This window comes from Pseudomonas sp. WC1 (genome assembly GCF_050586565.1).
GTDB lineage: Bacteria > Pseudomonadota > Gammaproteobacteria > Pseudomonadales > Pseudomonadaceae > Aquipseudomonas.
Map to the genome: position 1 here is coordinate 1 of NZ_JBOBDQ010000098.1, position 10165 is coordinate 10165.

The 10165-nt window shown below is 66.3% G+C and carries 12 protein-coding genes; 4 read left to right on the forward strand and 8 right to left on the reverse strand.

The features are described 5' to 3' along the window. The coding region (locus ACQ4OD_RS25895; protein WP_430945186.1) for a methyl-accepting chemotaxis protein at positions 1-994 on the forward strand (994 nt) is incomplete at its 5' end. A 15-nt stretch (positions 995-1009) separates the two neighbouring features. On the opposite strand, the gene ACQ4OD_RS25900 is transcribed toward ACQ4OD_RS25895, so the two are convergent. Beyond that, the gene (locus tag ACQ4OD_RS25900; RefSeq protein ID WP_139672772.1) at positions 1010-2200 is read right to left on the reverse strand and encodes a benzoate/H(+) symporter BenE family transporter; all 1191 of its coding nucleotides are present in this window, start codon (positions 2198-2200) and stop codon (positions 1010-1012) included. A 144-nt stretch (positions 2201-2344) separates the two neighbouring features. Between ACQ4OD_RS25900 and ACQ4OD_RS25905 the strand changes: the two genes are divergently transcribed. Further along, a complete protein-coding gene (locus ACQ4OD_RS25905) occupies positions 2345-2947 on the forward strand; it encodes a glutathione S-transferase family protein (RefSeq protein ID WP_430945187.1) in 603 nt (200 codons plus the stop codon). A gap of 94 nt (positions 2948-3041) precedes the next feature. Here ACQ4OD_RS25905 and ACQ4OD_RS25910 read toward each other — a convergent pair whose 3' ends face one another. The 5 genes from ACQ4OD_RS25910 to ACQ4OD_RS25930 form a co-directional block, all read right to left on the reverse strand. Then, positions 3042-3413: a glutathione S-transferase N-terminal domain-containing protein gene (locus tag ACQ4OD_RS25910; protein ID WP_430945188.1), complete on the reverse strand. Its 372-nt coding sequence runs from the start codon at positions 3411-3413 to the stop codon at positions 3042-3044. Positions 3414-3471: 58 nt separating this feature from the next. Then, positions 3472-4017 (reverse strand): GTP cyclohydrolase I FolE, encoded by a 546-nt coding sequence (gene folE, locus ACQ4OD_RS25915; RefSeq protein WP_023631546.1) that lies wholly within the window; start codon positions 4015-4017, stop codon positions 3472-3474. 69 nt (positions 4018-4086) lie between these two features. Further along, positions 4087-4647: a Smr/MutS family protein gene (locus ACQ4OD_RS25920; RefSeq protein ID WP_023631547.1), complete on the reverse strand. Its 561-nt coding sequence runs from the start codon at positions 4645-4647 to the stop codon at positions 4087-4089. An 82-nt stretch (positions 4648-4729) separates the two neighbouring features. Then, positions 4730-5050 carry a hypothetical protein gene (locus ACQ4OD_RS25925; RefSeq protein ID WP_110698106.1) on the reverse strand — a complete coding sequence of 107 codons (321 nt, stop codon included), beginning with the start codon at positions 5048-5050 and terminating at the stop codon, positions 4730-4732. A gap of 88 nt (positions 5051-5138) precedes the next feature. Beyond that, positions 5139-5729, reverse strand: a complete 591-nt coding sequence (locus ACQ4OD_RS25930) for a cysteine hydrolase family protein (RefSeq protein ID WP_046856594.1) — start codon at positions 5727-5729, stop codon at positions 5139-5141. 179 nt (positions 5730-5908) lie between these two features. On the opposite strand from ACQ4OD_RS25930, the gene prmB reads away from it, so the two are divergent. Then, the gene (gene prmB, locus ACQ4OD_RS25935) at positions 5909-6817 is read left to right on the forward strand and encodes a 50S ribosomal protein L3 N(5)-glutamine methyltransferase (RefSeq protein ID WP_110698108.1); all 909 of its coding nucleotides are present in this window, start codon (positions 5909-5911) and stop codon (positions 6815-6817) included. 139 nt (positions 6818-6956) lie between these two features. On the opposite strand, the gene ACQ4OD_RS25940 is transcribed toward prmB, so the two are convergent. Both ACQ4OD_RS25940 and ACQ4OD_RS25945 read right to left on the reverse strand, forming a co-directional pair. Continuing rightward, the gene (locus ACQ4OD_RS25940; RefSeq protein WP_430945189.1) at positions 6957-7739 is read right to left on the reverse strand and encodes a hypothetical protein; all 783 of its coding nucleotides are present in this window, start codon (positions 7737-7739) and stop codon (positions 6957-6959) included. 101 nt (positions 7740-7840) lie between these two features. After that, complete coding sequence (locus tag ACQ4OD_RS25945) at positions 7841-8800, reverse strand: alpha/beta hydrolase (protein WP_139672757.1); 960 nt, start codon at positions 8798-8800, stop codon at positions 7841-7843. Positions 8801-9008: 208 nt separating this feature from the next. On the opposite strand from ACQ4OD_RS25945, the gene aroC reads away from it, so the two are divergent. Beyond that, positions 9009-10100: a chorismate synthase gene (gene aroC, locus ACQ4OD_RS25950; protein ID WP_139672754.1), complete on the forward strand. Its 1092-nt coding sequence runs from the start codon at positions 9009-9011 to the stop codon at positions 10098-10100. The last annotated feature ends 65 nt before the right edge of the window (positions 10101-10165 follow it).

A 10165-nucleotide genomic window follows, 5' to 3' on the forward strand; every position in this document is an offset into this window, starting at 1 on the left:
CCTCCCCGTGTTCGCCCCCCTCAAGTGGGTGATCACCCGGGCCCGGCGCATTGCCGCAGGCGAACTGGGTATCGAGGCCGAGCCGCCGCGTGCCGACGAGGTCGGCCAGCTGTTGCAGGCCATGCAGCAGATGGCCGAAGGCTTGTCCGGCATCGTCAGTGGCTTGCAGCAGGGTATCGACCAGTTGGCCGGCAGTGCCCAGGCCTTGTCGGCGGTCACCGAGCAGACCAACCGCGAAGTCGGTAGCCAGAAGGACGAGACCGAGCAGGTGGCCACCGCCATGCAGCAGATGACCGCGACCGTGCACGATGTGGCGCGCAACGCCGAGCAGGCAGCCCTGGCGGCCCAGGCTGCCGACGACAAGGTCGGGTCAGGGCAGCAGGTGGTGCGTCAGAGCATGCAGCGCATCGAGCAACTGGCGCTGGCCGCTGAAACCGCCAGTAGTGGCATCGACAGCCTCAGCGCCGAGATCCATACCATCGGTGACGTGCTTGAGGTGATCAAGAGCGTGGCCGAGCAGACCAATCTGCTGGCGCTCAATGCCGCGATCGAGGCGGCGCGTGCCGGGGAGCAGGGGCGCGGGTTCGCGGTGGTGGCTGACGAGGTACGTGCCCTGGCCCGGCGTACCCGGCAATCCACCGAGGAGATCGAGCGCCTGGTTGCCAGCTTGCGCGGCAATGCTCAGCAGTCGGTGATGCAGATCCGCGGCAGCACCGAGCTGGTGCGCCTGGCGGTGGCCGACACGCTGCAGACCGAGAGCGCCCTGGGCAGCATCGCGGCGGCGGTGTCGCTGATCCAGCAGATGAACCAGCAGATCGCCGCGGCGGCCGAGCAGCAGAGCTCGGTGGCCGAGGAGATCAGCCGCAGCGTCACGCAGATTCGCGGCAGCGCCGACCAGGCGGCACTGGCGATGGAGGACAATGCCCGTTCAAGCGTAGAGCTGGCGCAGCTGGGCAATGACCTGAAGGGAATGGTGGGGCATTTCCGCTTGTGAATGCCTGTGCTTGTCTCAGCCCTTGCGCGGGCTGAGGATCAGCAAGGTTAGCACCCCCGCCACGATCCCCCAGAACGCCGATCCGATCGAGAACAGGGTGAACCCCGACGCCGTGACCATGAAGGTGATCAGCGCCGCCTCGCGCTCGCGCACCTCACCCATGGCCACGCTCAAGCCATTCATGATCGAACCGAACAGCGCCAACGCCGCGATCGACAGCACCAGCTCCTTGGGCAGGGCGCCGAACAGCGCCGCCAGTGTGGCGCCAAAGGTGCCGGCGATACCGTAGAAGATCCCGCACCAGACCGCCGCCGTGTAGCGCTTGGCCGGGTCTTCATGGGCATGCGGCCCGGTGCAGATCGCCGCGCTGATCGCCGCCAGGTTGATCCCGTGGGAGCCGAACGGCGCCAGCAGCAGCGAAGCGAAGCCGGTGGCCGAGATCAGCGGCGAAGCCGGCACCGGGTAACCGTCGGCGCGCAGCACGGCGACGCCAGGCATGTTCTGCGAGGTCATGGCCACCACGAACAGCGGGATGCCGATGCTGATGGTCGCCGCCAGCGAGAAGCTTGGCGTGGTCCACACCGGGGTTGCAACTTCCAGCTGGAAGCCGCTGAAGTCCAGCAGCCCCAGGGCGCCGGACAGCGCGGTGCCGACCAGCAGAGCGGCCAGCACGCAATAGCGCGGCGACAGGCGCTTGACCAGCAGGTAGCTGAAGAACATGCCCAGCACCAGCACCGTGCGGTGCTGGGCGGCAACGAAGATCTCGCTGCCGATCTTGAACAGGATGCCGGCCAGCAGGGCCGAGGCCAGGGAAGCGGGAATACGCCGCACCAGGCGCTCGAAACTGCCGGTCAGGCCGCAGATCAGCACCAGCACGGCGCAGGTGATGTAGGCGCCGATCGCTTCGCCGTAGCTCACCCCGCCAAGGCTGGTGATCAGCAGTGCCGCGCCGGGTGTCGACCAGGCTACGGTGATCGGCGTACGGTAGCGCAGCGACAGGCCGATGCTGCACACTGCCATGCCGATCGACAGGGCCCAGATCCATGAGGAAATCTGCGCGCTGGTAAGACCGGCCGCCTGGCCAGCCTGGAACATCAGCACCAGCGAGCTGGTGTAGCCGGTGAGCATGGCGATAAAGCCGGCGACGATCGCCGACGGCGAGCTGTCCGCCAGCGGCCGCAGGCGCGCTGAGGTGGCATCGGTCATAGGGAATTCCTTGTGCAGGTGTAAGCAGTTTTTTCAGGCTACCGTGCCATGGCGTGATCCTTGCCATACAGCAGGCATTGCATTTAGCCGTACAGTCGCCAACTATGGGGCATTACTACGCAACTGCGTGAAAGGGGAGGGGCGATGTACGAAGTGTATGGGGATTACCAGTCGGGCAACTGCTACAAGGTCAAGCTGATGCTGAGCCTGCTCGACCGCCCATATGAGTGGCACCCGGTGGACATTCTCAAGGGTGAGACGCAAACTCCCGAGTTCCTGGCCATGAACCCCAACGGCAAGGTGCCGGTGCTCAAGCTCGAGGACGGCACCTGCCTGTGGGAGTCCAACGCGATTCTCAACTACCTGGCCGATGGCAGCGAGTTCCTGCCCAGCGAGCCACGGTTGCGCACCCAGGTGCTGCAATGGCAGTTCTTCGAACAGTACAGCCATGAGCCGTACATTGCCGTGGCGCGGTTCATCCAGTTCTACCTGGGGCTGCCGCAAGAGCGACTGGAGGAGTACAGGGGGCTGCACAAGGGCGGCTACAAGGCGCTCAAGGTGATGAACAAGCAGCTGGAAATGACGCCTTACCTGGTCGGGGAGCAGTACTCGATCGCCGACGTGGCGTTGTACGCCTATACCCATGTGGCGCATCAAGGCGGCTTCGACCTGGCGCCTTACCCGGCGGTGCAGGCCTGGTTGGCGCGGGTGGCCAGTCATCCTCGGCATGTGCCGATGGTGGATTGACCGGCCTTATCGCGGGGCAAGCCCGCTCCCACGCAGACCCGCCCCATGGGTTCTGGCTTGCGTGGGAGCGGGCTTGCCCCGCGATGGCGATCTCTCAGACCGCCGCGAAGCGTTTGTCCAGATAGGCAATGATGTCCTTGGACTCGTACATCCAGGTCACCTCGCCTTGTTGCTTGATACGCAGGCACGGCACTTTCACCCGGCCACCGCCTTCAAGCAGCGCCTGGCGGTGCTGCGTATCGTTCTTCGCATCGCGCAGCGCCACCGGCACATTGAGGCGGTGCAGGGCGCGGCGGGTTTTCACGCAGAAGGGGCAGGCATGGAACTGGTACAGCGCAAGGCCCTTGGCCTGCTGTTCGACCTGGGCCTGGGCCGCGGCATCGCGCTTCTTTTTCGCCGGACGGCTGATCCAGTCGCCGAACACGATAAGCTGGCCGAGGCCGACCCGCAGGGCTTTGACGATCATGGGCAACTCCTGAAATGAAAAAGCCGACCCCAGAGGGTCGGCTCGGAAAACAGGCCGATCACTTGATCAGGCTGAGGAACTCGCTGCGTGTGGCGGCGTTCTCGCGGAACTCGCCGAGCATCACCGAGGTGAGCATGGTCGAGTTCTGCTTTTCGACACCGCGCATCATCATGCACATGTGCTTGGCCTCGATCACCACCGCCACGCCTGCGGCGCCGGTCACCTGCTGCACGGCCTCGGCGATCTGGCGGCTGAGGTTTTCCTGGATCTGCAGGCGGCGGGCGTACATGTCGACGATCCGCGCCACCTTCGACAGGCCCAGCACCTTGCCCTTGGGCAGGTAGGCCACGTGGGCCTTGCCGATGAACGGCAGCATGTGGTGTTCGCACATCGAATACAGCTCGATATCCCGGACCAGCACCATTTCGCTGTTGTCGGAGGTGAACAACGCGCCGTTGGTCACTTCTTCCAGGGTTTGCTCATAACCGCGGCAAAGGTACTTCATGGCCTTCGCTGCCCGCTTGGGCGTGTCGAGCAGGCCTTCGCGGGAGACATCCTCGCCGATCTGGCTGAGGATCGCGGTGTAGTTCTGTTCCAGGGACATGGATCTACCTGTGGAAAATTTCGCAAAGGCGAAGGGTACGGCGGCGACGGCGGCGCTGCAAGCGCGATGTCACTCGTCGCGCCCTTCGAGCATGGTTCGCTTGAGCATCACGTAGACCGCGCCGGTGCCGCCGTGGCGGGCCTGGCACGAGGTAAAACCGAGCACCTGCGGGTGCTGGCGTAGCCAGGTGTTGACGTGGCTCTTGATCATCGGGCGCTTGCCGTCCAGGCGCGCGGCCTTGCCGTGGGTGACCCGCACGCAGCGCACTTCCAGCTTGGTCGCTTCGGCGATGAAGGCCCACAGCGTCTCGCGGGCCTTCTCGACGCTCATGCCGTGCAGGTCAAGGCTGCCCTCGAAGGCGATCTGGCCGAGCTTGAGCTTGCGCAGCTGGGTTTCCTGCACGCCGTCACGCCGCCACATCAGCTCATCCTCGGCGCCGACATCGATGACGAACTGGTCGGACAGACCGTCGATCACCAGCGTCTGGTCGCTGCGGATGGTCGCCGCCTGGCGCAGGCCTGCCAGCTGCTTGCGGTCGGCCTTGGGTTTGCCGACTTCGGCGCGATCGTGCTTGATTGGCTTGACGCCCTGCACTTGGCTGCGGAAGAGGGAAAAGTCGTCGTCTTGCATGGTGCCTCCACGTGGGCGGCGTAGTTTACGCGACTGTCATCGCGGGGCAAGCCCGCTCCCCCTGGCCACGGTACGAGACGCGTCAGTCGTGCTTCTTCATCAGGTGCGGCGACAGGTTCAGTTCGCGCCCGCGGCGCAGGCGGATACGGCTGCGCCGCCACAGGCGCACGCCGAAGTACAGCAGGGTCAGGCCGACAATGGTCAGGACCGCCGACAATGGCCGGTTGGCATTGAGTTCGGCCAGGGCCGCGTAGTTGCCCAGCAAGCCGGCGAAGCCGGCCATGGCCAGCAGGATGCCCAGGGTGGCCAGCAGCACCGAGAGTGCCGCGGCGATACGCGCGCCCCAGTTGCTCGGCTCGCGCTGGCGCAGGCGCTTGGCATCGAAACTGCCTTTGAGCTTCATTCGAATTCCTCAGGATCGGGTGGTGCTGATCCGGATTTCGACCTGCGGGTCACCTTGGGGTTCCGCCCGTCCGCCGGGCGGTCGTGGTTCAGACCAGGCTGGCGGTGGGGGCGACACAGGCGAAGTTGTCGGCCATCACGGCCATCTCGCACTGGTGGATCTGCGCGGCGGGGATCACGGTGTCCTTCAGGGCCAGGTCACGAGTCGCCGAAGCATCTTCGACCAGGGTGCAGCGATAACCATAGTCCTTGGCACGGCGCACGGTGGTGCTGACGCTGGAATGGCTCATGAAACCGCAGACGATCAGGTCCAGCGGGCCGAAGGCCTGCAGGGTCTCGTGCAGCTTGGTGTTCTTGAAGGCGTTGGGCATGCGCTTCTCGATCACCACCTCGCCTTCGCGCGGCTCCAGCCCGGGAATGAACTCGCCGGCCGGGCCCTGCGGGTCGAAGCGACCGCCAACGGTGCCGAGGTGGCGGACATGGATGATCGGGCGGCCGGCCTTGCGGGCGGCGTCGAGCAACCTGGCAATGTTCGCCACGGCCTCGTCCATGCCCGACAGCGCCAGCGGACCGCTCAGGTACTCCTTCTGCGCATCGATGACGATCAGGCTGGCTTGGCTCAGCTTGGCCGGCGGGTAGTCGCGGCCAGTGAGGCGGAACATCGTGGTTGGAACGGACATCAAGGGCTCCTTGGGTAGGGCTTTTGTGTACCTATTCTCCCTTGCCTTGGCGCCAATGTGAATGGTTGACAGCGCAGGCGGCATGGTTACTGGCTTGTGGCTATCCATTCGGCCATCGGAGGGAACATTTGTGCGGTGTGGGCTGTTAGACTTTTGTCCTGTCTGAAAAGGAGTACCCCGTGATCACATCCCGCCTGCGCACCCTGCGCGACCATATCCGCTGGGCGGTCAGCCGCTTCCATGAGCATGAACTGTTCTTCGGCCACGGCGCCGACAATGCCTGGGACGAGGCCCGCCTGCTGGTGCTCGGCGCGGTGCACCTGCCCTGGGAGGTGGCCGACAGCTATCTGGACTGCGCACTCGAGGATGATGAGCGGGTACGCCTGCAGCACTTGCTCAAGCGCCGCATCGAAGAACGCGTGCCGACCGCCTACCTGCTGGGTGAGGCTTGGTTCTGCGGCATGTCGTTCATCGTCGACGAACGCGTGCTGGTACCGCGTTCGCCCATCGGCGAGCTGATCGAGAAACGCTTCGAGCCTTGGCTGGCCGCCGAGCCTGCGCGCATCCTCGACCTGTGCACCGGCTCCGGCTGCATCGGCATCGTGGCCGCCGATGTGTTCCAGGGCGCCGAGGTGGTACTGGCCGACCTGTCGTTCGACGCGCTGGCGGTGGCCAACCAGAACATCGAGCGCCATGGCCTGGAGGAGCGTGTGTACACCGTGCAGGGCGATGGCTTCGCCGGGCTGCCGGGGCAGCGCTTCGACCTGATCCTGTCCAACCCGCCGTATGTCGATGCCGAGGACTTCGGCGACATGCCGGCCGAGTATCACCACGAGCCCGAACTGGGCCTGGCCTGCGGCAACGATGGCCTGGACCTGGTGCGGCGGATGCTGGCCGAGGCTGCCGACCACCTGACCGACAAGGGCCTGATGATTGTCGAGGTGGGCAACAGCCAGGTGCACGTCGAGTCGCTCTATCCCGAGGTGGACTTCGCCTGGCTGGAGTTCGAGCGCGGTGGGCACGGGGTGTTCATGCTGACGGCCGAACAGTGCCGGCAGCATCAGGAGCTGTTCAAGGCGCGGGTCTGACCCTTCTTGAGTAGCCAGGGCTGCTGCGCAGCCCATCGCCGGCAAGCCGGCTCCCACAGGATGGCGCTTGGCCTGAAGGCGGCCCGGTCGGGGTGGGAGCCGGCTTGCCGGCGATGGGCCGCTTGGCGGCCCCAGGCTGTCAGCGGGTGGCGATCCAGATCAGCAAACCGGCCTGGAACACCGCGAAGGCCACCAGGCAGGTGATGGTAAAGCGCAGCCCGCTGTCTTCGCGGCGGTACTTGGCCACGCGTTCGTCACGCTCGCGCAACTGCGCTTCCTTCTCCATCAGGTTCTGCTCGGCCTGTTGCAGCATGCCGGCGGCCTCGAGGTTGTCCACGCGCTGCACCTTCTCGTTGTTCCAGCCGCCCTTGAGCTGGCCCACCGGCGTTTCCACCAGGCGCCCCTTGAGCAGCTGCCCATCGGTGTATTCCACCTCCAGGCCAACACTGCGCAGCACATGGTCGCGGCGCAGACGGGTGTCTTCGTTCAGGGCGTCCTTGTTCGGCAGGCTCATGCCTTCGATCTGGTAGTGCGAGCAGCGGTGCTGCAGCCATTGCACCGCCTGCGCCAGCAGGTAGCGGCCAACACCACGGTTGAGGGGCTCGAGCTGCAGGCCGGCCGGGTCGCCGATGCGCACCGTGCGCAGCTCATGGTCGACACGGATGTCCAGCTGGTTCTGTTCCTTGCGCACCTTCTGCCCAGGCAGACGGATTTCCATGCGCAACAGGCTGTGGGCCTTGTCGTGGCGCTCGGCGTAGCCGAACTGGACGAAGCGCAGCGGGCGGGCGCCGCTGTTGCGGTCGGTCGGCATCGGCGCCAGGCGCAGCAGCTGGAAGTGCTCGGCGGCAAGGTCCGCCCAGGGCTGCGGGGCGCTTTCCGGCGCTTGTTCTTCGGTCGCCTCGGCGGCGGGGGCATCGGTCATCAGGGGTTCCTCAGGTGCACGGCGGCCGGGCGCGTGGGCCGCGGATCACTGCCTTCTCAGCCGCGTTATCGGCAGGCCTGGGCAATACCTGAGGGCAGGTCTCAGGCCTGCGGCAACCCTTGGATGAACAGGACGATGCGCTCGCCCAGCTCACGCGCCAGCGGCAGCTCGGGGTTGCGGTAGCTGTCACGCTGCTGGCTCATGTCCCGGGGGCTGATGCGCAGCACGTGGTTCATGCCGTCGATCAACGCCAGTTGCGCGTCGGGTTTGGCTGCCTTGAGGCGCTCGGCATCGGCCACCTCTACCTGGATGTCGTTGCGCCCCTGGACGATCAGCGCCGGCACCTTGAGCCGGGCGAAGGCCGCCGCCGGGTCCTGGTGCAGCAAGGTGATCAGGTACGGCTGCACGCTGGGGCGGAACACCTGGCGCAGCGGCGCGGGAACGTCGAGGCTGGTCTGTCCGGCCTGCAACCGGTCGATCAGCGCCACGCCAGCGGGCAATTGCGCCGGCGGCAGGCGCTGGGCCAGCTGCTCGCGCAGCACGTCGGCCACCGGCCTACCGCTGCCGGCCAGGGTGATCACCGCGCTGGCGCCGGCCTGCTCCGCGGCGAGGCTGGCGATCAGTGCGCCTTCGCTGTGGCCGACCAGGATCAGCGGGCCGAAGCGTGGGTCCTGTTTGAGTGCGCGGCCCCAGGCCACCACGTCGGCGACATAGCGCTCGACGCTGAGGTCACGTTCATCGGGGGTGGCCGGCTGGCTGGCGGCCACGCCGCGCTTGTCGAAGCGCACGCTGGCAATGTGTTCGCCGGCCAGCAGCAAGGCTAGGCGCTTGAGGTTGTCGAGGCGTCCGGAGGCTGGGTTGTTGCCATCGCGGTCGGTAGGGCCGGAGCCGGCGATGATCAGCACCACCGGGGGTGGCGTGGCCTGCTGGGGCAGCAGCAGGCTGCCGTGCAGCACGCCCTGGCCGGTGTCCAGGTCGATGGGGCGTTGCAGCACGGTGGGGGCGGCCTGGGCGAGGCTTGTGCAAAACAGCAGGAGCAGGGCGGCGAGGCGCGACTTCATGGGCGGGGTACTACGTGGGACGTTGCTGATTCGACCGTGGGTCATCCTGAAGGTTCGCGGACCCCATCGCGGGGCAAGCCCGCTCACGCAGTCGTGTTGATTTGTGGAAGCGTGCTTGCCCCGCGATGGGGCCCACAGGCAACCACAGCCACGCGGTTTTCCGTATACTGCCGCTTTCGTTCACTTCAGGCTGATTCGCGGAGCGTCCATGTCCGGCAATACCTACGGCAAGCTGTTCACTGTCACCACCGCAGGCGAAAGCCATGGCCCGGCGTTGGTCGCCATTGTCGACGGCTGCCCGCCAGGCCTGGAAATCTCCCTTGCCGACCTGCAGCACGACCTCGACCGGCGCAAGCCCGGCACCAGCCGGCACACCACCCAGCGCCAGGAGCCGGACGAAGTGGAGATCCTCTCCGGCGTGTTCGAAGGCCGCACCACCGGCTGCTCGATCGGCCTGCTGATCCGCAACACCGACCAGAAGTCCAAGGACTACTCGGCGATCAAGGACCTGTTCCGCCCGGCCCACGCCGACTACACCTACCACCACAAGTACGGCATCCGCGACTACCGTGGCGGTGGCCGCAGCTCGGCGCGCGAAACCGCCATGCGCGTGGCGGCCGGCGCCATCGCCAAGAAGTACCTGGCCACCCAGGGCATCCGCGTGCGCGGCTACATGAGCCAGCTCGGCCCGATCGAAATCCCGTTCAAGACCTGGGACTCGGTGGAGCAAAACGCCTTCTTCAGCCCCGATCCGGACAAGGTGCCGGAGCTCGAGGCCTACATGGACCAGCTGCGCCGCGACCAGGATTCGGTGGGGGCGAAGATCACCGTGGTCGCCGAAGGCGTGATGCCGGGCCTGGGCGAGCCGATCTTCGACCGCCTGGACGCCGAGCTTGCCCATGCCCTGATGAGCATCAACGCGGTCAAGGGCGTGGAAATCGGCGCTGGTTTCGCCAGTGTCGCCCAGCGCGGCAGCGAGCACCGTGACGAGCTGACGCCCGAGGGCTTCCTCAGCAACAACGCCGGCGGCATTCTCGGCGGTATTTCCTCGGGCCAGCCGATCGTCGCCCACCTGGCGCTCAAGCCGACCTCGAGCATCACCACGCCGGGCCGTTCGATCGACGTCGACGGCAACCCGGTGGAGGTGATCACCAAGGGCCGCCACGACCCCTGCGTCGGCATCCGCGCCACGCCGATCGCCGAGGCGATGATGGCCATCGCCTTGATGGATCACCTGCTGCGCCACCGGGCGCAGAATGCCGAAGTGAAGGTGGGCACCCCGGTACTGGGCCAGCTCTGATCCGCCTGCGCTGGCCCTATCGCCGGCAAGCCGGCTCCCACATGTAATCGCAGAGGTTCAACCTG

Bases quoted from the DNA above. Each gene is read 5' to 3' on its own strand.
- ACQ4OD_RS25900 (WP_139672772.1), bottom strand. From the start codon at position 2,200: ATGACCGATGCCACCTCAGCGCGCCTGCGGCCGCTGGCGGACAGCTCG.
- ACQ4OD_RS25905 (WP_430945187.1), top strand. From the start codon at position 2,345: ATGTACGAAGTGTATGGGGATTACCAGTCGGGCAACTGCTACAAGGTC.
- ACQ4OD_RS25910 (WP_430945188.1), bottom strand. From the start codon at position 3,413: ATGATCGTCAAAGCCCTGCGGGTCGGCCTCGGCCAGCTTATCGTGTTC.
- folE (WP_023631546.1), bottom strand. From the start codon at position 4,017: ATGTCCCTGGAACAGAACTACACCGCGATCCTCAGCCAGATCGGCGAG.
- ACQ4OD_RS25920 (WP_023631547.1), bottom strand. From the start codon at position 4,647: ATGCAAGACGACGACTTTTCCCTCTTCCGCAGCCAAGTGCAGGGCGTC.
- ACQ4OD_RS25925 (WP_110698106.1), bottom strand. From the start codon at position 5,050: ATGAAGCTCAAAGGCAGTTTCGATGCCAAGCGCCTGCGCCAGCGCGAG.
- ACQ4OD_RS25930 (WP_046856594.1), bottom strand. From the start codon at position 5,729: ATGTCCGTTCCAACCACGATGTTCCGCCTCACTGGCCGCGACTACCCG.
- ACQ4OD_RS25940 (WP_430945189.1), bottom strand. From the start codon at position 7,739: ATGACCGATGCCCCCGCCGCCGAGGCGACCGAAGAACAAGCGCCGGAA.
- ACQ4OD_RS25945 (WP_139672757.1), bottom strand. From the start codon at position 8,800: ATGAAGTCGCGCCTCGCCGCCCTGCTCCTGCTGTTTTGCACAAGCCTC.
- aroC (WP_139672754.1), top strand. From the start codon at position 9,009: ATGTCCGGCAATACCTACGGCAAGCTGTTCACTGTCACCACCGCAGGC.